Here is a 25,058-nt window from a genome sequence, read left to right as displayed (position 1 = left end):
ATTCTGCAAGGAAACCTCCACCGTCGTGGTGCAGCCTGACCGGCGTCCGCACCACGACGGGGAGGCTTCACATGATCAGATCCAGGGTGGCAGGGATTCTCGCGGCGCTCGTGCTGAGCGCGGGAGTCGTCGTCGCACAGCCGCAGGCCGCGCTCGCCGCATGGTGCGGTTCGAAGTGCAACGGCAAGGACCCGATCGCCATGGGGTGCGCCGGCGATGCCACCAACGCCCGGAGCGTCTTCATCACGCGGAGCGGGGGGATCGTCATCGGCTACCTCGACCTGCGCTACAGCCCGTCCTGCCGGACCGCGTGGGCCCGCATCTCGATCTTCATGGACGACTACCCGAGGGTCAGCGGGGCACGGGCCGAGGTCACCCGGACCCGGGACCTGCTGCGCTACTCGTGCTCGGGTCTCACCTGGAGCGACAGCCTCAAGCGCTACACGTGCTACTCGCCGATGGTCGACGACGGCGGGTACGTGTCGTACGCGTACGGCGAGCTCCATTACAACAGCGAGTTCATCAATCCGAGCACGTCGACCTACTGACCGTCGCGGCCATTGACCGATGGGTGTACCGCCGTCAATATCTCTGTGTCCGGCGGGGGCGCGGGGACAGACGGGGGCGGTGGGTGGATCTTCGGTTGCTCGGGCCGGTGGAGATGTGGGGTCCGGCGGGACCGGTCGATCTGGGAACGCCCCGCCAGCGCAGCGTCCTGGCCGCGCTCGCCTGTGACCCCGGGCCGGTGCGCGCCGAGGTCCTGATCGACCGGGTCTGGGGCGATGAGCCGCCCGGCCAGGCGCGTGCCACGCTGCACTCGTACCTCGCCCGGCTCCGCAAGATCTTGGAAGCCGCCGGCGGCGTCCGGCTCGTCCGGCGCTCCGGCGGCTACCTGCTCGACGGCGATCCCGGCCTGGTCGACCTGCACCAGTTCCGCGCGCTGGTGGCCCGCGCCCGGGAGCAGACCGGCGACCAGACCGGCGAGCGCGCCGCGCTTCTGCGCCGGGCGCTCGAGCTGTGGCGCGGCGTCCCGCTGGCCGGCCTGCCCAGCCCCTGGGCCGCCGCCACCCGCGCCGCCCTGCGGGCCGAGCACCAGGAGGCGACGCTCGCCTGGGCCGAGGCGGAGCTGCGCCGGGGCAACGCCGCCGACACCGCCGGCCGGCTCACCGACCTGCTCAGCGCCGACCCGTACGCGGAACCGGTCGCCGCCATGCTCATGCGGGTCCACTTCGCCCTGGGCCGCACCGCGGAAGCCCTCGGCCTCTACGCCACGCTCCGGCAGCGGCTGGCCGACGATCTCGGCGCCGACCCGTCCCGCGAGCTCGCCGAGGCGTACCGGCTGATCCTGCGCGGCGAACCCGCGGCGCCGGCCCGCGGTCCCGCGCTGCTGCCGCCCGACGCGTACGGCTTCATCGGCCGCCGCGCCCAGCTCGACCGCCTCGGCGAGGTCCTGGACCGGGCCGCCCGCCAGCCGACCGCCGTGGCGCTGTGCCTGGTCACCGGGCCGCCCGGGGTCGGCAAGACCAGCCTCGCCGTGCACTGGGCGCACCGCGTCCGCGACCGCTTCCCCGACGGCCAGCTCTACCTCGACCTGCGCGGCTTCGGGCCGGGCTCGTCCGCGCTGACCACGGCCCAGGCCGTCCGCCGCTTCCTCGACGCGCTCGGCGTGCCGCCCCGCCGGATCCCCGCCGACGTGGACGCCCAGCTCGACCTCTACCGCAGCGAGCTGGCCGGCCGCCGGATGCTGGTGCTGCTCGACAACGTCCGCGACGCCGCCCAGGCCCGGCCGCTGCTGCCCGGCGCCCCGGGCACGCTCGCGGTGGTGACCAGCCGCAACCGGCTCACCGGGCTGATCGCGACCGGCGGGGCGCGCCCGGTCCACCTCGACGTGTTCAGCGAGGCGGAGAGCCACGAGTTCCTGCTCGGCCGGATCGACGACGGGCGGGCCGAGGACGACCCGGCCGCGATCGCCCGGCTGACCGTCCAGTGCGGACGGCTTCCGCTGGCGCTGGCCATGGTGGCGGCGCGGGCCCTCCAGCGCCCGGCGTTCTCGCTGGCCGAGCTGACCGACGATCTCGCCCGGCCGGGCGGGCGGCTCGACGCGCTCGGCGGCGACGACCTCGCGACCGATCTGCGGTCGGTGTTCGCCCGGTCGTACGCGGCGCTCGACCCCGCCGCGGCGCGGATGTTCACGCTGCTCGGCGCCTGGCGCGAGCCGGAGGTCACGGTGGCGCTCGCCGCCAGCCTGGCCGCCGGGTCGCCGGCCGAGGCGCGGCGCACGCTGGCCCGGCTCGCCGAGGCCCACCTGGTGACCGAGCGGCCGGCGGACCGGTACGGCGTGCACGACCTGCTGCTGGAGTACGCCGGCGAGCTCGGCGACGACCCCGGCGCCGTACGCCGTGGTCTCCTGCACCTGCTGCACACCGCGCACGCGGCCGACGCCGCGCTGATCGACCACCGGGACATCGAGCCGCTCGACCCGCCCGCCGGGGTGGTGGTCGGATCGTTCGCGACGATCGACGAGGCGTTCGCGTGGTTCGGGCGCGAGCTCGGCCCGCTGACCGCCGCGCTCGAGCGGGCCGGACGGGAGCCGGACCTCACCGCGTACGTGCCGAGGCTCGCCGACGTCATGACCACCTACCTGTACCGGAGTGGCTACTGGACCGAGCAGGCCGCCGTGCAGGAGGCGGCGCTGCGGGCCGCGCGGGAGCTCGGCGACGACGCGCGCGCCGCCCACGCGCATCTGGCCTCCGGGAACGCGCTGACCCCGGTCGGCCGGCACGACGAGGCCGAGGCGCACTACGAGTGGGCGATCGACCTGTTCGCCGAGGTCGGCAACCGGCACGAGGAGGCCCGGGCGAACCGGCACCTGGCCTGGCTGCACGAGCGCCGGCACCAGTACGCCGAGGCGCTGCCGCACGCGCGGCGGGCGCTGGAACTGGCCGCCGAGACCGGGGTCAGCCAGGCGCACGCCGACGCGCTCAACTCGGTCGGCTGGTACTCGACGCTGCTCGGCCGGCACGACGAGGCGGTCGAGCACTGCCGGCGCTCGCTCGACATGCACCGCCGGATGGGCAACCGGTCGGGCGAGGCGAACGCCCTCGACAGCATCGGATACGCCTGGTACCGGCGGGGAAACTTCGCCGAGGCGGTCCGCAACTACGAAAAGGCGATCGATCTCTTCCGTACGGTCGGAGCCCGCGCCGACGAGGCCGAGGCGCTCGACCATCTGGGCGACGCCCACGCCGCGCTCGGGGCGACCGCCCGCGCCCGCGTCGCGTGGACCGGCGCGCTGGCCATCCTGGAGCCGCTCGGTTTCGAGGACGCGGCGCCGATCCGGGACAAGCTCGACGCCGTACGGTGAAACGCATGAAGATCGTGATCCTGGACGACTACCAGCGGGTCGCCCGGTCGTACGGCCCGTTCGACACCCTCGGCGCCGACGTCGAGGTGCGGCACGAGCACCTCGGCGACCCGGTCCCGGCCCTGCGCGGCGCCGACGTCGTGGTGGCCATGCGCGAGCGGACGCCGTTCCCGGCCGCGATCTTCGACCGGCTCCCGCACCTGCGGCTGCTGGTGACGACGGGCATGGCCAACGCGTCGATCGATCTCGGGGCGGCGGCCGCGCACGGTGTGACGGTCTGCGGCACCGAGTCCGGCGCGGCCACCGGCACCGCCGAGCTGACCTGGGCGCTCATCCTGGCCTGCCGCCGGCACGTGGTGGCCGAGGACCGGGCGCTGCGGGACGGACGCTGGCAGACCACGGTCGGCGCCGATCTGGCCGGTACGACGCTCGGCGTCCTCGGGCTGGGCCGGCTCGGCCGCCAGGTCGCGACGATCGGCCGCGCCTTCGGCATGCGGGTGATCGCCTGGAGCCAGAACCTCGACGCCCCGGAGCGGGTGAGCAAGGAGGAGCTCTTCGCCACCAGCGACGTGCTCACCATCCACCTCAAACTCAGCGACCGGACGGCCGGTCTCGTCGGCGCCGGCGAGCTGGCGCTCATGAAACCGTCCGCCATCCTGGTCAACACGTCGCGGGGGCCGATCGTCGACCAGGCCGCCCTGGTCGCGGCCCTGACCACGGGGAAGATCGCCGGGGCCGGCCTCGACGTGTACGACGTGGAGCCGCTGCCGGCCGGGAACCCGCTGCGCGGCGCCCCGAACACGGTCCTGCTCCCCCACCTCGGCTACGTCACCGAGGCCGGGCTGCGCACGATGTACCGGCAGGTCGTCGAGGACATCGCGGCGTGGCGGGCGGGCGCGCCGCTGCGGCTCCTGACGCCATCCTGACTTTTGGGTTCACCGCGCCCGCAACTAGGCGCTACATGGGGTGATGGAAACCCGTATCGACGACGACCGGGCGATCGTCCTGGCCGACCTTCCGGCCGGCCCCGCCCGCGATCTCGCGGCCAAGGCGAACCGGCCCCGCGGACCGGGCGACGCCACCCTGCGCACCCAGGCCGAGTTCACGGCGCTGCTCGCCCAGCCCGGGGCCGAGCCGCTGGCCGCCGTCTTCAAGAAGGCCTCGATCGGCCGCGAGGAGTTCTTCGCCCTGCCGACGTACCAGGTGGCCATCACCGACTGGCCGCCGGCCGACATGAAGCCCGAGGTGCCGGTCGAGTCCAGCGGCAACGCGCGCGTCGCCCTCTGGCGCGCCGACCCGGCCGACCAGCGGCCGATCCCGCCGCCCGACCAGGCCGGCGTGCTCTACACGAGCACCACGTTCTCGCTGGTCAACAGCGGCAACCGGACGAAGTACGCGCCCAAACGCTCGTGGAAGGTGGACGTCGACCCCGGGGACGACGACGACCGGATCGTCGGGATGTCCCGGCTCAACCTCAAGTCCATGTACAACGACCCGGCCCAGATGCGCGAGGCGATCGCCTGGGCGCTGTTCCGCAAGATCGGCATCCCGGCCGCCCGGCACACCTACGCCCGGGTCGCGATCAACGGCGCGTACCAGGGCCTCTACTCGCTCATCGAGCAGGTGGACCGGGGCTTCCTCAAGGAGCGGTTCGGCGCGAACAACCACGGCAACCTCTACAAGGCCTACTGCGGCGACGTCGGCTGCGCGACCCTCGAGCACCGCGCCGGCCGGGACGGCGACGACGGCGGCAAGCAGTACTTCACCCGCCACGACGACCCCGATCTGACCTACCGGCTCAAGACCAACGAGGACGACCAGGACCTCAACACCTACGACGATCTCGCCGACCTGATCCGGGCCCTGCACGGCGGCTCGATGGCGGAGATCCAGGACCTCTTCGACGTACGGGGTTTCCTGCGCTGGGCGGGCCTCAACGTGCTGCTCGGGAGCTGGGACAACTACTTCGCCACCCCGGCCAACTACTACCTCTACAACGCGGGAAAGTCCGGTTCGCCGAAGGACTTCCTGGACAAGCCGTACTTCACCTTCATCCCGTGGGACTACGACAACTGCCTCGGCATCGACTACTTCGGGACCGCCTGGCAGTACACCGACCTGCTCGACTGGCCGGCCAACACGAAGGCGTACCACCAGGGGAAGGGTTTGTCCCGCATTCCGCTGGTGACCAAGCTGCTGGCCGATCACGACTGCGCGCAGTACTACCTCGACCACATCGACCATCTGCTGGCGACCGACTTCACGCCGGCCGCGCTGACCGATCGCATGAACGCGCTCTGGCCGCGGGTGGTGCCCTCGGCGTACTTCGAGGCCGGTCTCCCGAACTCGGCGCCGTTCACCGGCCGGCAGTTCACCAACGACGAGGTCTACCGGGCCGGCCACGAGCAGCAGGAGCTCCGGCACGCCAACGAGTTCGTGCTCGGCATCTACCACTACGCCCGGATGCGCTGCGACAGCGCGCACGAGCAACTGGCCGCGCTGCGCAAGACGTTCCCGGCGGGCGCGAGCGGCGCGACCTTCTGATGAGACTGATCAGCCAAACCCGCATCCGCGGCCTCCTGCCGGCCGGCAGCCCCGGCCGGCTGGAGGCCAGCGGGGTGATCGCGGTCGACGACTACTACCTGGTCATCTTCGACAACCTGCGGATGGTCGCCCGGATCGCCGCCGGCCCGCTGGCGCCGTCCGACCTGGTGTCGACCGCGACCGGCCCGTCCGACGGCTACGAGGACATCGCCCGCGACCCGCTCACCGGCCACCTCTACCTGCTGGTCGAGTCGGCGCCGCGCGACGGCGGCTTCCAGGCGCGGGTCGAGGAATACGACGAGAAGCTGGTCTTCGTCGACGCGGCCTGGCTCGAGTACCCGATCGCCCGCCCGAACAAGGGCATGGAGGGCCTCGAGGTGGTACGCGTCGGCGACATCCCGTACCTGCTGGCGCTGCACGAGGACGAGGGCCTCCTGGTCTTCCGCCGCGGCCGCCACCACTGGCATCCCGAGGCGAAGGTCGCCCTGCCGGCCGGCACCGGCCTGGCCGACTACGCCGCCCTCTCCCTCGCCGGCCGCCGCCTGGCCATCGTCTCCCAGCAGTCCGGCGCCCTGTGGGTGGGCGACCTCGACCCGGCGACCTGGACCGCCGGCCCGGGCCGCACCGACCGTTTCCCGCCCGGTTACTGCACGGTCGAGGGCGTGGCCTGGCTCGCCCCCGACCGCATCGTGACCGTCTCCGACCGGGCGAAGCGCGACAGCCAGCCCGCCTCCTGCCGGGTCGAGGAGGAGTCGCTGCACGTCTTCGAGATACCGGGCTGACCGGAGCGCCGCCCGTCCTTCCGGCTGACCTCGGCCCGGTTCGCCGGCCTCGCCCGGGGGCCGATCGGCCACACCCGCGTGGGTTGTCACGCTCGCCGCCGCCGTGCTGCTGATCGCGGCGGTGCCGGCGATCGCCGGCCTCGGCCTCGTCCTCGTCCTCGTCCTCGTCCTCGTCCTCGGCCTGATCTTCGTTGAGCCGAGGTGCTGGGCGTCCTGCTGCTGCTCGGCGTCGCGTTCCTGCCGCGGCCGCGGCTCGGCCGGCTGGCGGAGGTGGTCAAGCAGGGCCGGACCGTCGAGCGGGACGCCGCGCCCGAGCTGTTCGCGCCGGCCGGCCATCGGCGCTCGTCCGGGGTCAATCAGCGCGACTCGCAGCGCGCCGAATACCTCGCCGACGAACTGGACGCCCGGGCCGGCGGGACGGAGGCGGCCATCCGGACGGTCGACCATCTGCTGATCGGCGCCGCCCTCGGCACCGTCATCCGGCGGGCGGCCCGGCCCGGGAACGGCGCGGCGGCCTGGCGCGAGGCGATGGTCCCGGCGCGAGACAGCGGTGCCGGCGCGAGACAGCGGTCCCGACGCGAGACAGCGGCCGCGGCGCGCGACAGCGGTCCCGGCGCGAAAAGCGGCCGCGGCGCGAGACAGCGGTCCCGGCGCGCGACAGCGGTCCCGGCGCGAAACGACGGCCCCGGCGCGGGACGGTCAGCGGCCGACGCCGGCCTGATGCGGCGGCTCAGCCGGCACACATCGGTGTCGCTGTGCGCGTCGCACCCGCCGGCCGGCCCGCGCGGCGGGATGCTCGCGCAGCCGCCGGTCCGGCCGGCGGCCGCGCGTATAGGTAAGCAGAGCGTCCGACCCCGGTCCCCGCGCCTTGGTGCTGCTGAGCGACGGGGCGTCGGCGCGGATCGACGCCGAGCTGGCCGGCTACTCGGAGCGGGTGCGGCGGGTGCTCGCCGACAACACGGAAGCGCCGGCCCCGGGGTGGTCCCGGGACGGCGCTGAACGCGTACGTCAGGCGGCTATGAGCTCTTTCTCCTCGGTTTCCGCCGCATCGCCGGCCAGGTGCTTGGTCAGGCCCTCGCCCTCGACGTCGACGTTCGGGAGCACGCGGTCGAGCGCGCGCGGCAGCCACCAGGCGGCCTTGCCGAAGAGCGACAGCACGGCGGGGACGATCGTCATGCGCACGAGGAAGGCGTCGACCGCCACGCCGAACGCCAGCGCGAAGCCCAGGGTCTTGATGATGGTGTCGTCGGCCAGGATGAAGCCGGCGAAGACGCTCATCATGATCAGGGCCGCGGCCGTGACCACCCGGGCGCCGTGCTTCATGCCGCTGATCACCGCCTCGTCCGGGCCCGCGCCGTGCACGAACTCCTCGCGGGTGCGGGTGACCAGGAAGACCTCGTAGTCCATGGCCAGGCCGAACAGGATGCCGATCAGGAAGATCGGCATGAGGCTGATGATCGGGCCGGTCGAGTCGACGCCGATCAGGCTCGCCAGGTGACCCTGCTGGAAGACGAAGACCACGGCGCCGAACGTCGCGCCGACCGAGAGCAGGAACCCGAGCGTCGCCTTGAGCGGCACCAGGACGCTGCGGAACACCAGCATCAGGAGCACAAAGGCAAGACCGACCACGATCAGGAGGTACGGGACCAGAGCCTTCGTGATCTTGTCGGTGACATCGATGTTGATCGCCGTCGTGCCCGTCACCGCGAGCGCGGCGCCGTCGACGTCGGGCAGGTCGCGGATGGCCGCGACCAGGTCTTGGGTGGCCCCCGCCGTGGCGCCGCTGCCCGGGATGACGGTGAGCAGCGCGGTGTCGCCGGCCTTGTTCATGGTCGGCGGCGTGACCAGCACGACGTCGTTCAGACCGGAGATGGTCTTCTGCGCGGCGGCCGCGGCGGCCGCGGTGGTGTGCTCGGCGATCACGATGAGCGGCCCGTTGAAGCCGGCGCCGAACCCCTCGGCGAGCTGATCGTAGGCCTTGCGCTGGGTCGAGGCCGGCGACGCGGTGCTGTCGTCGGGCAGCGCCAGGTGCAGGTCGAGGGCGGGGAGGGCGGCCACCGTGATCACGCCGAGCGCGAGCACGAGGGCGACGACCCGGTTCTTGAGCACGAGCCGGACCCAGCGCTCGCCGAACGGCATCTTGCCGTTGCCCGGCCGAATCGCCGCGCGGTCCTTCTTGGCGAGCACCTTCTTGCCGGCGAAGCCGAGCAGCGCCGGGGTCAGCGTGAGCGTGATGACCACGGCCATCGCCACGGTGAACGCGGCGGCCAGGCCCATCGCCGACAGGAACGGGATGCCGGTGACGCTCAGCGCGGCGAGCGCGATGATCACGGTGAGGCCGGCGAAGACCACGGCCGAGCCGGCGGTGCCGGTGGCGCGGCCCGCGGCCTCCTCGCCCGCGCGGCCCTGGGCGAGCTCGTGGCGGAAGCGGGAGACGATGAACAGCGCGTAGTCGATGCCGACCGCGAGGCCGAGCATGGTGGCCAGGGCCGAGGTCGACGACGAGAGGTCGAAGAAGCCGGTGGCGATCTGGATGCCGGTCATGCCGAGCCCGACGCCGATGATCGCGGTGAGCAGCGGCAGCCCGGCCGCGACCAGCGCGCCGAACGTGATGACCAGCACGAACGCGGCGATGATGACGCCGAGCGCCTCGCTCGAGTGGCCGCCCTCCTGGGTGGCGACCATCTCGCCGGAGTACTCGACGCCGAGGCCGGCCGTCTTGGCCTCGTCCCCCGCCGCGAACAGCGCGTCGCGGGCGGCCGTGGTCACGTCACCGGCGGCGACACCGTAGTTGACCGTCGCGTACGCCGTCCGGAGGTCCTGCGAGATCGTCTTCGCGGTGAAGGGGTCGGCGACGGAGGTGACCTGCGGGGCCTTCTCCAGCGCGGCGACCGCCTTCTCGATCGCGGCCTTCTGCTCGGCGCCGGTCAGCTTCGCGTCGCCCCCGGCGGTGAAGACGACCTTGGCTTCCGCGCCCCCGGACCCGGCGCCGAACTTCTCCGCCATCACGTCGAGCGCGCGGGACGACTCCGTTCCCGGGATCGAGAACGCGTCGCTGGTGGGGCCGCTCAGCGTGGCCGCGCCCACCCCGAACAGGACGAGCACCGCCACCCACAGCAGGCCCACCAGCTTGCGCCGGCGGAACGAGAACCGGCCGAGCCGGTACAACAAGGTCGCCACGAAGTCTCCCCCTCTTACGTGCTAGGCGTCTTACGTTTCGGCACGGCAACCGTAGAGCTGAGCCTTACCGATCGGCTAGCTTTCTACTAGCCAAGCGGTAAGGCTCACACTTGCCCATCGGCTAGTTTTTTCGCACGTGTGTCGATACGATGAAGGGCGTGACGCAGGGTGCCGGGGTGCGACCGCGCGGCGCCGGCCGGGCCGCGCTGCACGAGGCCGCGTTGCGCTTGTTCGCCCGCGACGGCGTGGAGGGCACGTCGTTGCAGGCGATAGCCGACGACATGGGCGTCACCAAGGCCGCGGTGTACTACCACTACCGCAGCAAGGACGACCTGGTGCTGGGCGTCCTGGCGCCGCTGTTCACGTCGCTGGACGACATCCTCGACCGCGCCGCCGCCCAGCGTTCCCGCGCCGCCCGCCTGGACGAGTTCGTGACCGGCATGGTCAACCTGATCGTCGACAACCACTCCCGTTTCGCGGTCCTGATCGGGGATCCGTACGTGGCCCGCCTGATGGAGTCCCACCACGATTTGGTGGGCTGGTGGAACCGCATCGTCGACGAGATCCTGGGCCCCAAATCGGACCCCCTGACGCAGACCGCCTTGATGGTCTTCTTGAGCGGCATGACGGCGCCGTTGACGACACCGAGCGAGGCCGCCCCCGACACCGAAACCCAGCGCGCCCATCTGCTGGAGTGCGGCCGCCGCATCCTGGCCATCCGCCGGCGGCCCGCCTAGCACCGCTTCCACACCTTTCCGGCGCCGCCGCTTCCGTCGCGCCGCCGCCCTCCCCGTGCCCGCACCGCCGGCCTCCCCGCGCCGCCGGCCTCCCCGCACCGCCGGCCTCCCCCGCACCGCCGGCCTCCCCGCACCGCCGGCCTCCCCGCACCGCCGGCCTCCCCGCACCGCCGATCTCCCCGCGCCGGCCGGTGTCGCCCGCACGCACAAAAAGGTCCGACCGGTCGTATGGTCTTGCCGGACGAATCAGCTCCCGACCGGTCATCGGAGCTGCTTGGCCGCCTAGAGTGCACCTTGCCGGTCGGACGGTTGGGCCGGGCGCACGGTTGGGCCGGGCGCGCGGTTGGGCCGGGCGCGCGGTTGGGCCGGGCGCGCGGTTGGGCCGGGCGCACGGTTAGGGCAGGGCGCACGGTTAGGGCAGGGCGCACGGCTAGGCAAAGCGCGGTTAGGCGGGCCGAGCGGTTGGACCGGCGCGGTTAAGCGGGCCACGCGGTTGGACCGGCGCGGTTAAGCGGGCCACGCGGCTGGACCGGCGCGGTTAAGCGGGCCACGCGGCTGGGCAGGCGCGGTCAGGCAAGACGCGCGGTCAGGCGCGGTCAGGCAAGACGCGCGGTCAGGCAAGGCGCACGGGGTCGAGCGGAGCTCGCAGGCCGGGCAAGGCGCTGACCTGCAGCATGTTAGCGATAACAATCGCTCCCGTCGAGTGGCGTTGACACCTGTGTTGTTAGCGATAACAATGCTGAAACGCCCCCTCAACGTGGAGGTATCCCCCCATGCCCGTTGACCTCTCCGTGGCCTGCGTGGTCGGTGTCGATTACGGCACCCTCTCCGGCCGCGCGGTCGTCGTTCGCGTCGCGGACGGCGCGGAGCTCGGCTCCGCGGTGCACGACTATCGCCATGCCGTCCTCACCGAGTCGCTGCCCGACGGCACCCCGCTCGGCCACGACTGGGCCCTGCAGGTGCCGAGCGACTACACAGACGTTCTCAAGCACGCCGTGCCCGCGGCGATCAGGGCCGCCGGCATCGACCCGGCGCACGTGATCGGCGTCGGCACCGACTTCACCGCCTGCACGATGGTGCCGACGCTCGCCGACGGCACGCCGCTCAGCGAGCTGGACGAGTGGCGGGGACGTCCCCACGCGTACGTCAAACTCTGGAAGCACCATGCCGCCCAAGCGCAAGCGGATCGCATCAATGAGCTCGCGGCGAAGCGCGGCGAATCCTGGCTGCCGCGCTACGGCGGGCTGATCTCGTCGGAGTGGGAGTTCGCCAAGGGACTCCAGCTGCTGGAGGAGGACCCCGAGGCGTACGCGGCGACGCAGCGCTGGGTCGAGGCCGCCGACTGGATCGTCTGGCAGCTGACCGGCACGTACGTGCGCAACGCCTGCACCGCCGGCTACAAGGGCATCCTCCAGGACGGCGCCTACCCGTCCCGGGAGTTCCTCGCCGCGCTGAACCCGGCGTTCGCGGACTTCGTGGCCGAGAAGATCGAGCAGCCGATCGGTCAGCTGGGCGCCACGGCCGGCACGCTCACCGCCGAGGCCGCCGCCTGGACGGGACTGCCCGAGGGCATCGCGGTCGCGGTCGGCAACGTCGACGCGCACGTCACGTCGGCCGCGGCGCAGGCGCTCGAGCCGGGCCAGATGGTGGCGATCATGGGCACGTCCACCTGCCACGTCATGAACGGCGATGAGATCCGCGAGGTCCCGGGCATGTGCGGGGTCGTCGACGGCGGCATCGTGGCCGGCCTCTGGGGATACGAGGCGGGGCAGAGCGGCGTCGGCGACATCTTCGGCCACTACGTCGACAACCTGGGCGCCGAGTGGACGCACGAGCGGCTCACCGAGCTGGCCATCGGCCAGACGCCGGGGCAGCACGGGCTGATCGCGCTCGACTGGCACAACGGCAACCGGTCGGTGCTGGTCGACCACGAGCTCTCCGGCCTGCTGGTCGGCGAGACGCTCGCGACCCGGCCCGAGGACGTCTACCGCGCGCTGATCGAGGCCACCGCCTTCGGCACCCGCAAGATCGTCGAGACGTTCACGGCGGCGGGCGTGCCGGTGCGGGAGTTCATCGCGGCCGGCGGCCTGCTCAAGAACAAGCTGCTCATGCAGATCTACGCGGACGTGCTGAACATGCCGCTCTCGGTGATCGGCTCGGATCAGGGACCGGCGCTCGGCTCGGCGATCCACGCGGCCGCGGCGGCAAAGGCCTATCCGTCCGTACGCGCGGCGGCCGCGGCCATGGGAAGCGTCCAGCGGGACGTCTACCGGCCGTCGGCCGAGGCCGCGGCGATCTACGACGAGATCTACGCCGAGTACTCGACGCTGCACGACTACTTCGGGCGGGGCGCCAACCGGGTCATGCGCAAGTTGCGGGCCATCCAGCGGAAGGCGACCGCGTGAGCGTCCTGTTCGACGTCAAGCGGATGGTCGCCGACCTGCACGCGGAACTGACCCGGAACGACCTCGTCGTGTGGACGGCGGGCAACGTGTCGGCCCGCGTCCCGGGCGAGGACCTGCTCGTGATCAAGCCGTCCGGCGTCGCCTACGACGAGATCACGGCGGACGCGATGGTGGTGACGGACCTCGACGGCAACCTGGTCGAGGGCGAGCACCGGCCGTCGTCGGACACGGCCGCGCACGCGTACGTCTACCGGCACATGCCGCACGTGCAGGGCGTGGTGCACACCCATTCCACGTACGCGACGGCGTGGGCCGCGCGCGGCGAGCCCATCCCGTGCGTGCTCACCATGATCGCCGACGAGTTCGGCGGCGACATTCCCGTCGGGCCGTTCGCTCTGATCGGCGACGACTCCATCGGCCGGGGCATCGTCGAAACGCTTCAAAAGCACCGCTCCCCCGCCGTGCTCATGCGCAACCACGGCGTCTTCACCATCGGCCGGTCCGCGCGCGACGCGGTCAAGGCGGCCGTGATGTGCGAGGACGTCGCCCGCACCGTGCACATCGCCCGGCAGCTCGGCGAGCCGGTCCCGATCCCGCAGGCCGACATCGACTCCCTTTTCGCCCGCTATCAGAACGTCTACGGACAGGAGCCCGTCGCATGAAGCCCCAAATCTGGTTCCTGACCGGCAGCCAGCACCTCTACGGCCCGGAGACCCTCGACCAGGTCGCCGCGCAGTCGGCCGAGATCCAGCAGCTGCTCGTCGGCGCCGGGGTGAGCGCCGAGATCGTCGGGAAGCCCGTGCTGACCGACTCGGGCGCGATCCGGCAGACCATGCTCGAAGCCAACGCCGACCCGTCGGTGCTGGGCGTGATCGCGTGGATGCACACGTTCTCGCCGGCCAAGATGTGGATCACCGGGCTGGACGCGCTGCGCAAGCCGCTGCTGCACCTGCACACCCAGCACAACCAGTCGCTGCCGTGGGCGACGATCGACATGGACTTCATGAACCTCAACCAGGCGGCGCACGGCGACCGCGAGTTCGGGTTCATCCAGACGCGTCTCGGGGTGCCGCGCAAGACGGTGGCCGGGCACGCGGCCGACCCGGTGGTGGCGGAGCGCATCGACGCCTGGATCCGGGCGGCGGCGGGATATCAGCACCTGCGCACGCTGCGGCTGGCCCGGTTCGGCGACAACATGCGGGACGTGGCCGTCACCGAGGGCGACAAGGTCGAGGCCGAGCTGCGCTTCGGCGTCTCGGTCAACACGTACGGCGTCAATGATCTCGTTGAAGTGGTGGACGCCGTCTTGCCGGCCGACGTCGATGCGCTCGTCGCGGAGTACTCCGACATTTACGATTTGTCGCCTTCGTTGCGTAAGGATGGCGAGCGGCACTCGTCCCTGCGGTATGCCGCGCAGATCGAGGTCGGACTGCGCCGCTTCCTGACCGACGGCGGGTTCGGGGCGTTCACCACGAACTTCGAGGACCTCGGCGGGCTGCGGCAGCTTCCCGGCCTCGCCGTGCAGCGGCTGATGGCCGACGGCTACGGCTTCGGCGGCGAGGGCGACTGGAAGACATCGGCGCTGCTGGCGGCCGTGAAGGCGATGGGCGCCGGGACCGGCAAGGGCACGTCCTTCATGGAGGACTACACCTACCATTTCGGCCCCGGCGAGCCGAAGATCCTCGGCGCGCACATGCTCGAGGTCTGCCCGAGCATCGCCGCCGAGCGCCCGCGCTGCGAGATCCACCCGCTCGGCATCGGCGGCCGCGAGGACCCGGTGCGGCTGGTCTTCGACGCGACCCCCGGGCCCGGCGTGGTGATCGGCCTGGCCGACATGGGCGACCGGTTCCGCTTGGTGGCCAACACCATTGAGGTGGTACGCCCGGACGAGCCACTCCCGAGCCTGCCGGTGGCCCGTGCGGTGTGGAAGCCGGCGCCGTCCCTGTCGACGTCGGCCGAGTGCTGGCTCACCGCCGGCGGCCCGCACCACACGGTGATGACCCAGGCGGTGGGCGCCGAGACGCTGCGCGACTTCGCCGACATGGTCCGGACGGAGCTGCTGGTCATCGACGAGAAGACCACGCCCTACGACTTCGCCGACCGTGTCCGCTGGAACCAGGCGTACTACCGCCTGGCCCGCCCGATGTAGCCGGCCGGGGGGGGGGGGGGGGGGGGGTGGGGGGGGGGGGGGTTTTCCCCCGTTTTCTCTCCGCCCCCCCCCCCCCCCGCCCAACAACAACCCCCCCCCCCCCCCCTCCCACCCCCTTCCCAGCAGAAACAGGCCCCCCCCCCCCCTGCCCCCCCAAAGTCACCCGCCCGCCCCCTCCCCCCCCCCCCCCACCCCGCCCCCGGCTTTCCACGGGTGCTTCCCGGCGCCACGTCGCCCGGCGATCGGCTCAGCGCGCCTCCCGCCCGGGCCGCGAGCATCCGCAGGAGACCCTTCGTGCCGACGAGGGCGCGCAAGTTCGACGGGTTGAAGAACTCGGGAATCGGCACGGTCCCGGTCAGGACGCCGAGGAATCTCGTTGTCTGGGCCGGGCTTTCGGCCACCGCTGGGAACAGGATCTCGTTCGCCGGGTCGGGGCGGAACGACGCCAGGCGGGCGGTCAGGTCGTACATCGGGCGACGGGCCCGGTCGCGCTCGCGGTGGAATTCGCGGAACGCCCTCGTGGTGCCGGCGACGACGGCGGTGGCCAGGGCGTCGGCGTCGCGCAGGGCGTTGCCGATGCCCTGGCCCGTTATCGGGTCCATGACCAGTCCCGCGTCGCCGGCCAGGGCCCAACCCGGACCGTGCGGGCGGCGCATCACGGCCGGGAGGTCGGTGGTGGCTCGGACGTGCTCGACCAGGGTGGCGGCGGCCAGGCGTTCGCCCAGGTCGGCCACGTCGGCGGCGGCCGCTCGGAGGTCCCGGCGGAACCGGTCGAAATCGGCGCGGGGCATCCCGGCGTACAGGATGGTCCGCCCCTCGTCGGTCGGCCAGAGACCGAGCACGCGGCCGGGACGCGTGTAGACCTCGCCGCCCTTGACCGGGAGGCCCTCGAAATAGGCGTAACACGCGGCCGATCGGGGTGCGCGGACCCGGTATCGCCCGGCGTCGACGGCCTTGGCGACCGTGGAGTGCTTGCCGTCGGCGCCGATGACGAGGCCGGCGGTGATCGTGCGGGTGGTGGAGCTTCCCTTGCTACTGCCTTGGAGGCCGTTGGTGGTCAGGGCCTCGACCGCGAATCCTTCCTCGAACTCGGCGCCGGCCTCGCGGGCGGCGTCGAGCAGCAGGGTGTCGAGCACGGTTCGGCGCGGGCTGTACACCGCGTCGACGCCGTCGAAGGTCGCGTACTCCCCGCGCAGGACGGCCGGGCCGGCGTCGAAGGTCACGCTGCGGGCCGGCGGGGTCCCGTACGCGATCAGCCGGTCGAGAATGCCCCATCGGCGCAGAAGTGCGCCGCCCGGAAGTTGCACCTGATGGGTGGAGAGGGTGTCGCTCGGGAATCGGGCCCGGTCGACGACGAGCACGCGCAGGCCGGCGCGGGCCAGCAGCATCGCGGTCGCGGAACCGGCCACCCGGGCGCCGACCACGATGACGTCGTAATCCATGATGACCTCCCGTCGAGTTTCGATACGGCGTAACGTAACAGCGTCCCGTATCGTGGGGAAGCATGGGACGTCCGAAGGAGCACGGAGCGCAAACCCGGGCCGCGTTGCTCTCCGCGGCGGCGGAGATCCTTCATGCCGAGGGCGCCACCGCGGTTTCGGTACGCCGGGTGGCCGCCGCCGTGGGAACGTCCACCCGCGCGGTGTACAGCCTGTTCGACGACAAGGACGGCCTCTTGCGGGCGCTCTCGGTCGACGTGGCCGAGACGATGCGCCGCCATCACGAATCGGTTCCGCCGCAGCCGGACCCGATCGCCGAGATCATGGACCTGGCGCTGGCCTATCGGGCGGCGGCCCTCGAAAAGCCCAAGCTCTACGACCTGTTCTTCGGCACGGTCAGCGCGGACGCGAACCAGGCGGATCCGTTGTTCGCGCTCGTTTATCGCAGCTTCGAACGGGTGCTGAGCGTGGTGCGGCGGGCGATCGCGGACGGGGTCTTTCCGGGACGGGCCGAATTCGACGTGGGGCGGACATTGTTCGGGCTCGTGCACGGGCTGGCGTCGCTCGAACTGCGCGGGGTGCTGGGGCCGGCGGACCAGGCGGCGGCGATCTGGCGCCGATCGGCGGGGGCCTTGCTGGCCGGCCTGCAGCAACCGGCTGACGGGGCCAGGTAAGTCAAGACTTACTTCCGCGGGGAATCTGCCGACAATGGGAGCGGTGGACGAGCAGGCATTGGTTTCCCGGATGTACGAACGGCTCGACGATGAGGAACGCGAGGTTCTCGGCGAGCTGGCGTCGAGACCCGGCGGCGAGCGGCAAGCGCTGCTGCGTGCGCGGTTGCGGGCGATCCGGGCGGCCGAGGCGGGGCTGGTCTTCGGACGGATCGACCGGGCCGGCGGGGAATCGCTGCACATCGGGCGGCGGGGGCTCCGCGTCGGCGGCGAACCGCTGCTGGTGGACTGGCGGGCGCCGGCCGCGGCGGCGTTCTACGAGGCGACGCCCGCGCATCCGATGGGGCTGCGGCGACGGCGGCATCTGCGGCTCGACGGGCGGAAGGTCGCGGCGATCGCGGACGAGATCCTGGACGGGTCGGCGCCGCGGGGCGATGACGTGCTCGGCGACGGGCCGCTGGCGGAGGCGCTGGCGGCGCCCCGGACCGGGCGCATGGGCGACGCGGTCCGGACGCTGCAGAGCGAGCAGGACGCCATCGTCCGGTCCGGACATCGCGGGATCACGGTGGTGCAGGGCGGGCCCGGAACCGGCAAGACCGTGGTGGCGCTGCATCGGGCGGCGTACGTCCTCTTCGCTTTTCCGGCGGCGACCGAGCGCGGGGTGCTGGTGGTCGGGCCGGACGCGCGATTTCTCGAATACATCTCCGAAGTGCTGCCGTCGCTCGGGGAGAACGACGTCCGGCTGACCACCCGCACCGGAATCGCCGGCGGCGCGGTCACCGATTCCGAACCGGCGGAAGTCGCCCGGCTCAAGGGGCGGGCCGTCGTGGCCGATGCCCTCGCGGATTGGGTGCGGGCCCGGCGGCCCTCCGGCGTGGCCGCGAACCTGCCGCACAACCTGGGGCGGAAGGCCTTCGAGGAGTACCTGGTGGCCGAGCTGCGGCGGACGCTCGAGCGGGACTTCGCCGCGACGCTGGAACGGATCGACGCGGAGACGGCGGCGAGCACCGGGATCGACCTCGATGCGGCCGTCGCCGCCGACCTGCGATCGCTGGGGCTGGCCGGCGTCGCTGCCGCCGTCGAGGAAGATGTCCTTCCCGATCCGCCGATCGGAGCGGCCCTCGATCGGCTGTGGCCGGCGCTCACCGCGGCCGACGTGGTGTCCGGGCTGCTCGCCGACCCGCCGGCCGGGCTGGAGTCGCTGCGCCGCGCGCCCGGCGCCGGGTGGACGGCGGCCGACCTGGCGCTTCTCGACGAGGCGAGCGAGCTGGTCGACGGGCCGCCGGAGGAGGTGTACGGGCACGTCGTGGTGGACGAGGCGCAGGAGCTGACCGAGATGGACTGGCGCGCGGTGCTGCGGCGCTGCCCGTCGCGGTCGATGACCGTGGTCGGGGACTTCGCTCAGGCCGGTCGCGGCTCGACCATCACGACCTGGCCGGAGGCGGTCGGCGAGCGGTTCGAGCTGCACACGCTGAGCGTCAACTACCGGACCACGGCCGAGATCCTCGAGTACAGCCGCGACCTGCTGGCGCGGATCGCACCCGGCCAGCGGCTGAGCCGGTCACTGCGGCACGGCCCGTCGCCGCGGCACATCACCGACATCGGCGCGGAGATCCGCCCGGGCGAGCTCACCGCCATCATCTGCCCCGACGGCCGGGCGGTCGACGGTGCCATCCCGGTCTCCGAGTGCCGGGGCCGCGAGTTCGACACGGTCATCATCGTGGGCGCGGACGAGATCGGGGCGAACCCCCGCGATCTCTACGTCGCGCTCACCCGCCCGACGAATCGCCTCCTCATCGCCTGAGCTCGCCGGCCACCAACGCCCGGACCATCGCCCGGACCGCGTCGGCGTCGGCCAGCCCCAGCGCCCGCGCGGCCATCGTGCGGTCGATCGTCATCGCGCGCACGGCCTCCTTCACCAGCGGCACCGCCGGCGGGGCCACGCTCAGCTCGCGCACGCCCAGCGACACCAGCAGCGGAACCGCCGCCTCGTCCCCCGCGAGCTCGCCGCACACGGCCACGGTCCGGTCCAGCTCCCGGCACGCCACCTCGATCAGCCGCAGCACCGCCGGATCGAGCCCGTCGGCGGGCACCTGCGGATTCCCGCGCTCGGCGGCCAGCGCGTACTGCGTCAAATCGTTGGTCCCGACGCTGACAAAGTCGACATAGGGTCCGAACGAGGCGGCCTTGAGCGCCGCCGCCGGCACCTCGACCATGATCCCGACCCGCAGGCTTTCCGGCGGCCGTTCCGCGTCGAGCATCCGCCGCGCCTCGACCAGCTCGCTCACGCTGCTCACCATCGGAAACATGACGCTGACCGGAGTCTCCCGGGCGACCCGGACAATCGCCGCGAGTTGCGCCCGGAACATCTCCGGCCGCCGCAGCGAATACCGCAGCCCCCGCACGCCGAGAAACGGATTGAGCTCGATCCCGACCGGCGCCGCATACCGAAGCGGTTTGTCGCCACCCACGTCGAGCGTGCGCAGGGTGACGCGCCGCCCGCCGAGCGCTTCGGCGATTTCCCGGTACGCGGTGACCTGCTCCTCCACATCGGGAGCGGCATCCCGGTCGAGAAAGAGGAACTCGGTCCGCACCAGCCCCGCGAGATCGGCCCCGTGCTCGGCCGCTTTCCGCGCGTCCGCCACCGAGCCGACGTTGGCCGCCACCGCGATCTCCACGCCGTCCTTCGTGGCGGCCCGCTCCCCCGCCCGCTTGACCGCCGCATCATGCCGTTTCGCCCGCACGTCCGCCCGACGCCGATACTCCGCCAGCCCCGCCGCATCCGGCCCCAGCGCAAACTCCCCGGTCCCCCCGTCGAGCGCGACGATCGTCCCGTCCGCGACGTCCAGAACCCCCGCCCCGGCCCCCACCACCATCGGAATCCCCCGCGTACGGGCCAGAATCGCCCCGTGCGACGTAGGGCTCCCGTCCGCCAGTAGCACCCCCGTCACGCGATCGGGCGCCAGTCCCACGGCTTCGCCGGGCGTGAGGTCGCGGGCCACGAGAACCCCGTCCCCGTCGAGAGTGCCCGCCCCGCCCCCGGCCAAGGCCCGAACAACCTGCCCCGCCACCGCGCGCACATCGGCCCCGCGCCCCGCAAGATAGGCGTCCCCGAGCCCTTCGAACTCCCGAGCAATCCGTTCCGCCGCTCCCGCAAACGCTTTGGGCGCCGAGTCTCCACTGTCGAGCCGCCCCCGAACGTCCTCCAGCAGGTCGGCGTCCTCGAGCAGAAGCAGATGTGCCTCAAAGATCCCGCCCTCGGCCCCCGCGAGGTCCCGGGCCCGCCCGATCTCCGCTCGCACGGCCTCGATGGCCGCCCCCACCCGCCGCAACTCCTCTTCGGCGTCGCCCTTACCCGACATTTCCGAAATGTCGGGTAAGGCGGGCTGACTTCGCGGCGACCAAGCAGGACCGATGCCGATGCCAGCAGATGCCGCCTGCCCGCGCGAGCCTCGCGCGCCGCCGCCGGCCACGCCATCCGCCAGCCCGCCCACACCCGCCGAAGCGCCTTCGCCCACCGCCGACCGCGCCGCCTCACCCGCCACCGTTCGCGCCGCCTCACCCGCCACCGACCGCGACGCCTCACCTGCCGCCGACCGCGACGCCTCACCCGCCACCGTTCGCGCCGCCTCACCCGCCACCGACCGCGACGCCTCACCTGCCGCCGACCGCGACGCCTCACCCGCCGCCGACCGCGACGCCTCACCCGCCGCCGATTGGGCCGCGCTTCCGGCCTCGGCGACCGCAACTTCGTCAAACTCGCGCCCGGCGAGGGCCACGATGTCGTCGACCGCCTCGCGTGCCCGGGCGCCGGACGCTCGCACCTCGATCTCGTGTCCCCGCACCACGCCGAGCGTCGCCACCCGGGAGAGGCTCCCCGCCGAAACCCACCCCGACCCGGTCGTCACATTGCGGATCTCCACCGCCGCATCAAGCCGCCGCGCCTCGGTGACAAGCCGCGCCGCCGGCCGAGCATGCAGCCCATGAGCGTTGGTGACGGTGACCCGCGCCGCCGCATCGCCACCCGACGCGGCCGGCGGGACATCGTCGGATGCCGGAACGCCCAACTGAGACTGCTTGCCCTGCAACGCCGCCACGGCCTCGGCGGCCACCTCATCCCGGGCGGCGCCCGACGCCGCCGCGACCACCGCGGCCACCAAGCCCTCGACCAGCGGGGCTGGGCACAGGACCGCCCGATCGCGCACCGCGTCGTCGAGCATCTCCAAGGCCAGCTCGGCCGAGAGGACGGCGCTGCCCAGGTCCATCAGGACCACGACGCCGTCGCCGCGGTCGGCCGTCTCGATCGCGGCCATGATGGCCATCGCGTCGGTGCCCAGGGTGGTGTCGTCGAGGCCGGCGGCGATCTCGACCGCGAGGTCGCCGGCGTGCGGCATCTCCATCGCCAGGGCCACCGCGGCCCGGGCCAGGGCACGGCTGTGGCTCACGACGACCAGGCCGACCATCGGACTCAGGCCAGGGACGTCGCGGCGGCGGCGAGCAGGAACGTCACCGACGTGGCGCCCGGGTCCTGGTGACCCGCGCTGCGCTCACCCAGGTAGCTCGCCCGGCCCTTGCGGGCGACCATCGGGATGGTGGCGGCGCGACCCTCCTCCGCGGCCCGGACCGCCGCGTCGAGGGCCTCGCTCAACGGCTGACCGGCGCCGACCGCCTTCTCGAAAGCGGCGACGGCCGGGGACAGCGCGTCGATCATCGTCTTGTCGCCCTCGACCGCCTTTCCGCGCGCGGTGATGCCCTCCAGCGCCGCGCGCAGAACCTTGGCGAGGTCGTTGCCGTCCAACGTCTCGGCGTCGCCCGCGGTGGCCGACATGCGCAGGAAGGCCGTGCCGTAAAGCGGGCCGCTCGCGCCGCCGACCGTGCTCACCAGGGTCATCCCGGTGCGCTTGAACAGCTCGGCCGGCCGGTCGGGGGCCTCGCTCTCCAGGGCGGCGACCACCGCGGCCATGCCTCTGTCCATGTTGGCGCCGTGGTCCGCGTCGCCGATCGCCGAGTCGAGCTCGGTGAGCATCTGCTTGTGCTCGGCGATCAGGCGGGCGAACTCACGGATCCACGCGTGCAACGCGTCGAGGTCGACGGTGTCGGCCATGGGTCAGACTCCCCACCGCAACGCGGGGGTGCGCACCGGGGCGTCCCACAATCGCAGGGTCTCGTCGTCGGCCTTGAGGAGCGTCACCGAGCAGCCGGCCATGTCGAGACTCGTGATGTACGGCCCGACGAGCGACCGGGCGATGCCGATCCCGTTCTTCTCGAGGATGGAGGCGACCTCCTGGTACATCACGTAGAGCTCGAGGAGCGGCGTCGCACCCATCCCGTTCACGAACGCGATGACACCGTCGCCGCCGGTGAAGTCGAGGTCGGCGAGGATCGGCGACACGAGCATCTCGGCGATCTCGGCCGCACTGGCGATCGGCACGCGGCGGCGGCCCGGCTCGCCGTGGATGCCGATGCCGACCTCCATCTGGCCGTCGGGCAGGTCGAACGTCGGCTTGCCGGCGGCCGGCACGGTGCATGAGGTGAGCGCCACGCCCATGCTGCGGCCATTCGCATTGACCTTGCGGGCGACCTCGGCCACCTCGGCGAGCGGCCGGCCCTGCTCGGCGGCGGCGCCCGCGATCTTCTCGACCAGCACGGTGACGCCGACGCCGCGGCGGCCCGCCGTGTAGAGGCTGTCCTGGACGGCCACGTCGTCGTCGGTGACCACGGCGACGACCTCGGTGCCGCTCTCGGCGGCGACGAGCTCGGCGGCCATCTCGAAATTCATGACGTCGCCCGTGTAGTTCTTCACGATGTGGAGCACGCCGGCGCCGCCGTCGACCCCCTTGGTGGCGGAGACCATCTGATCGGGAACCGGAGACGTGAAGACCTCGCCGGCACAGGCCGCGTCGAGCATCCCCATGCCCACGAAACCGGCGTGCAGCGGTTCATGGCCGGAACCACCGCCGGAAACGAGCCCGACCTTTCCCCGCACCGGGGCGTCGCCGCGGAAGACCACCCGCTGCTCATGGTCGACCCGCAAGTCTGGATGTGCCGCCGCGAGACCCCGGAGAGCGTCGCGGACCACTCCCGACGGGTCGTTGATGAGCTTGTTCATGGGATTCAACCTACGCCCGGAAGCGCGGAAGGGGAGCCGTACAAACCGGGCATCGACCAAAGTTTGGCCGATGGTCGATGGTCTCGCGCCAGTAGCCTCATCACCATGATCGAGAACGCGCGGGTCGCCGTCGTCGGCGTGGGCAACAACACCTCGGCGCTGGTGCAGGGCATCGCCTTCTACCGGCGGACCGGAAGCCTGGTCGGCATCCACCGCCCGCAGATCGCCGGCCTCGGCGTCGGGGACATCGACGTCGTCGCGGCCTTCGCCCGGTCGCCGGGCAAGGTCGGCAAGGACCTGAACGAGGCGATTTTCGAGCCACCCAACAACTTTCCGCGCCTGGAGGCCGACCTGGCGCCGTCCGGCGTATCGGTGCGGCCCGGCATCGAGAAGGAGGCCGACGCCGGGAGCATCGCGCAGAGTCTGAACGGCGCCGAGGTGGTCCTCTATTCGGCGCCGAGCGGCCGCCCGGAAACGGCCCGCGCGTACGCCGAGGCCGCTCTGACGGCGAAGGCCGCGTTCGTCAACACGACCGCCGATCCGGTCGCCCGGGACGCGTCCATCCTGGAGCGGTTCGAGGCGGCCGGCCTGCCGCTGATCGGCGACGACCTGGCCAGCCAGTTCGGGGTCGCGGTGCTGCACCGGACGCTGCTGCGGCTGCTCGAGGAACGCGGCCTCACGCTGACCAGTTCGTATCAGGTCAATCTCGGCGGCACCGAGGACTTCCGCAATCTCGTCGAGAACCCGGGCGCCAAGCATCGATCGAAGTTGAACGCGATCGGCTCCGGCCGGGTGGAGATCGCGCCACTCGGATATCTGCCGCACCTGAAGTCGCAGAAAATCGCGCACATCAATGTCGAAGCGCGGGGCTGGGCCGGCGCCGAGGTGAGCCTCGACGTCCGGCTGAAGGTGCACGACCCGAGCGGCGCGGCCGGCGTCAACATCGACCTGATCCGGCTGGCCGCCGAGGCCGTCCGGGCCGGCCGCGGCGGTTATGTCACGGAGGCGGGATCATTTCTCAAATCGCCGCCTGGTACGGCCGTCTGAGTCCAGAACTGACGAGCGGCAAAGCCTTCGCGGCGCAGCCAATGCTCCGTGTAGACGATCCGGACCGGCTCGATGACGACCAATGGGTCCGACGGCGGCTCGGCGAGGGAACGCCCCAGCTCGGCGTGCTCGTTCTCCCAGCGGAACGCGGCCCAGTAACGGTCCCGGCCGGGGTCGCCGGGCAGCAGCACCCGCGCCTCGCCGAACAGCTGGGCGCCGCGGCTGCTGGCCAGGCCGGCCAGTGGTGCGAAGATGCCGACCGACGCCCGCGGGTCGGCGGCGAGGTTGCGCATTTTCGGCGAGCGCGGCGCGGCCGTGAACATCACCGCGAAATCGAGCGCGTAATAGCGCAGCGGCGTCGCCAGCGGGCCGCTCGGGCCGGTTGTGGCGAGCACGCACATGTTCTGCGATGCGAGCAACTGGAGAATGCGCTCCTCGAGCCGCTCGCGCGGGAGTTGCCGTTTCGGCGACGGCTCGGTCAGCCAGGGACTGGTCACCGGCGCCGCCGGGCCGCCGAAAGGCCGACCAGAACGCCCGTGACGGCGCCCGGAGAAGCCTCGGCCGCGCCGGGCGCCAGGGTCATTGCCACGCCCCATTCGAAAGTGCGCTCATCGCCCGAATTCAACGCAGG

19 protein-coding genes are annotated in these 25,058 nt (G+C 72.4%); 13 read left to right on the top strand and 6 right to left on the bottom strand.

Annotation, left to right across the window (positions count from 1 at the left end):
• The first annotated feature begins 71 nt into the window (after window positions 1-71).
• The 6 genes from ACZ6TB_RS32120 (at window position 72) to ACZ6TB_RS32095 (ending at window position 7,689) form a co-directional block, all read left to right on the top strand.
• Window positions 72-548 (top strand): DUF2690 domain-containing protein, encoded by a 477-nt coding sequence (locus ACZ6TB_RS32120; RefSeq protein ID WP_465560602.1) that lies wholly within the window; start codon window positions 72-74, stop codon window positions 546-548.
• Window positions 549-631: 83 nt separating this feature from the next.
• A complete protein-coding gene (locus tag ACZ6TB_RS32115; protein WP_465560599.1) occupies window positions 632-3,364 on the top strand; it encodes an AfsR/SARP family transcriptional regulator in 2,733 nt (910 codons plus the stop codon).
• A 5-nt stretch (window positions 3,365-3,369) separates the two neighbouring features.
• On the top strand, window positions 3,370-4,290 hold the full coding sequence (locus ACZ6TB_RS32110) for a D-2-hydroxyacid dehydrogenase family protein (RefSeq protein WP_465560598.1): 921 nt from the start codon (window positions 3,370-3,372) through the stop codon (window positions 4,288-4,290).
• A gap of 43 nt (window positions 4,291-4,333) precedes the next feature.
• Window positions 4,334-5,908 carry a CotH kinase family protein gene (locus tag ACZ6TB_RS32105; RefSeq protein WP_465560597.1) on the top strand — a complete coding sequence of 525 codons (1,575 nt, stop codon included), beginning with the start codon at window positions 4,334-4,336 and terminating at the stop codon, window positions 5,906-5,908.
• Window positions 5,908-6,690, top strand: coding sequence for a hypothetical protein (locus tag ACZ6TB_RS32100; protein WP_465560594.1), 783 nt, complete (start codon window positions 5,908-5,910; stop codon window positions 6,688-6,690). Before ACZ6TB_RS32105 ends, ACZ6TB_RS32100 begins: the two co-directional genes overlap by 1 nt.
• A gap of 201 nt (window positions 6,691-6,891) precedes the next feature.
• A complete protein-coding gene (locus ACZ6TB_RS32095; RefSeq protein WP_465560592.1) occupies window positions 6,892-7,689 on the top strand; it encodes a hypothetical protein in 798 nt (265 codons plus the stop codon).
• A 9-nt stretch (window positions 7,690-7,698) separates the two neighbouring features.
• Here ACZ6TB_RS32095 and ACZ6TB_RS32090 read toward each other — a convergent pair whose 3' ends face one another.
• The gene (locus ACZ6TB_RS32090) at window positions 7,699-9,870 is read right to left on the bottom strand and encodes an MMPL family transporter (protein ID WP_465560590.1); all 2,172 of its coding nucleotides are present in this window, start codon (window positions 9,868-9,870) and stop codon (window positions 7,699-7,701) included.
• A gap of 158 nt (window positions 9,871-10,028) precedes the next feature.
• Between ACZ6TB_RS32090 and ACZ6TB_RS32085 the strand changes: the two genes are divergently transcribed.
• From ACZ6TB_RS32085 to araA, 4 genes are all read left to right on the top strand, one after another.
• A complete protein-coding gene (locus ACZ6TB_RS32085; RefSeq protein WP_465560588.1) occupies window positions 10,029-10,607 on the top strand; it encodes a TetR/AcrR family transcriptional regulator in 579 nt (192 codons plus the stop codon).
• 773 nt (window positions 10,608-11,380) lie between these two features.
• The gene (gene araB, locus ACZ6TB_RS32080) at window positions 11,381-13,012 is read left to right on the top strand and encodes a ribulokinase (RefSeq protein ID WP_465560585.1); all 1,632 of its coding nucleotides are present in this window, start codon (window positions 11,381-11,383) and stop codon (window positions 13,010-13,012) included.
• The gene (locus ACZ6TB_RS32075) at window positions 13,009-13,674 is read left to right on the top strand and encodes an L-ribulose-5-phosphate 4-epimerase (protein ID WP_465560583.1); all 666 of its coding nucleotides are present in this window, start codon (window positions 13,009-13,011) and stop codon (window positions 13,672-13,674) included. Before araB ends, ACZ6TB_RS32075 begins: the two co-directional genes overlap by 4 nt.
• Window positions 13,671-15,161, top strand: coding sequence for an L-arabinose isomerase (gene araA / locus ACZ6TB_RS32070; RefSeq protein ID WP_465560581.1), 1,491 nt, complete (start codon window positions 13,671-13,673; stop codon window positions 15,159-15,161). Before ACZ6TB_RS32075 ends, araA begins: the two co-directional genes overlap by 4 nt.
• On the opposite strand, the gene ACZ6TB_RS32065 is transcribed toward araA, so the two are convergent.
• A complete protein-coding gene (locus tag ACZ6TB_RS32065) occupies window positions 15,137-16,603 on the bottom strand; it encodes an FAD-dependent oxidoreductase (protein WP_465560578.1) in 1,467 nt (488 codons plus the stop codon). The two genes, araA and ACZ6TB_RS32065, sit on opposite strands and share 25 nt — an antisense overlap.
• 62 nt (window positions 16,604-16,665) lie before the next feature.
• Here ACZ6TB_RS32065 and ACZ6TB_RS32060 point away from each other — a divergent pair, with 62 nt between their 5' ends.
• Window positions 16,666-17,274, top strand: a complete 609-nt coding sequence (locus ACZ6TB_RS32060) for a TetR/AcrR family transcriptional regulator (RefSeq protein ID WP_465560576.1) — start codon at window positions 16,666-16,668, stop codon at window positions 17,272-17,274.
• A 43-nt stretch (window positions 17,275-17,317) separates the two neighbouring features.
• Entirely contained in the window at window positions 17,318-19,075 is a 1,758-nt protein-coding gene (locus tag ACZ6TB_RS32055; RefSeq protein ID WP_465560574.1) for a HelD family protein, read from the top strand.
• Here ACZ6TB_RS32055 and ptsP read toward each other — a convergent pair.
• From ptsP to dhaK, 3 genes are read right to left on the bottom strand one after another with little or no spacing between them, the layout of a single operon-like run.
• Window positions 19,065-21,734 carry a phosphoenolpyruvate--protein phosphotransferase gene (gene ptsP / locus ACZ6TB_RS32050; RefSeq protein WP_465560572.1) on the bottom strand — a complete coding sequence of 890 codons (2,670 nt, stop codon included), beginning with the start codon at window positions 21,732-21,734 and terminating at the stop codon, window positions 19,065-19,067. The two genes, ACZ6TB_RS32055 and ptsP, sit on opposite strands and share 11 nt — an antisense overlap.
• A gap of 5 nt (window positions 21,735-21,739) precedes the next feature.
• Window positions 21,740-22,375, bottom strand: a complete 636-nt coding sequence (gene dhaL / locus ACZ6TB_RS32045) for a dihydroxyacetone kinase subunit DhaL (protein ID WP_465560569.1) — start codon at window positions 22,373-22,375, stop codon at window positions 21,740-21,742.
• 3 nt (window positions 22,376-22,378) lie between these two features.
• Window positions 22,379-23,380 carry a dihydroxyacetone kinase subunit DhaK gene (dhaK, locus tag ACZ6TB_RS32040; protein WP_465560566.1) on the bottom strand — a complete coding sequence of 334 codons (1,002 nt, stop codon included), beginning with the start codon at window positions 23,378-23,380 and terminating at the stop codon, window positions 22,379-22,381.
• A 105-nt stretch (window positions 23,381-23,485) separates the two neighbouring features.
• Between dhaK and ACZ6TB_RS32035 the strand changes: the two genes are divergently transcribed.
• On the top strand, window positions 23,486-24,427 hold the full coding sequence (locus ACZ6TB_RS32035; protein WP_465560563.1) for an inositol-3-phosphate synthase: 942 nt from the start codon (window positions 23,486-23,488) through the stop codon (window positions 24,425-24,427).
• Here the strand turns inward: ACZ6TB_RS32035 and ACZ6TB_RS32030 are convergent.
• Window positions 24,373-24,924 carry a pyridoxamine 5'-phosphate oxidase family protein gene (locus ACZ6TB_RS32030; RefSeq protein WP_465560561.1) on the bottom strand — a complete coding sequence of 184 codons (552 nt, stop codon included), beginning with the start codon at window positions 24,922-24,924 and terminating at the stop codon, window positions 24,373-24,375. The two genes, ACZ6TB_RS32035 and ACZ6TB_RS32030, sit on opposite strands and share 55 nt — an antisense overlap.
• Window positions 24,925-25,058: the final 134 nt, after the last annotated feature.

The sequence above is a fragment of the Actinoplanes sp. NPDC051537 genome, assembly GCF_055586105.1.
Note: the sequence above shows the minus strand (reverse complement) of the source record. Positions and strands in the feature narration are given on the sequence as shown.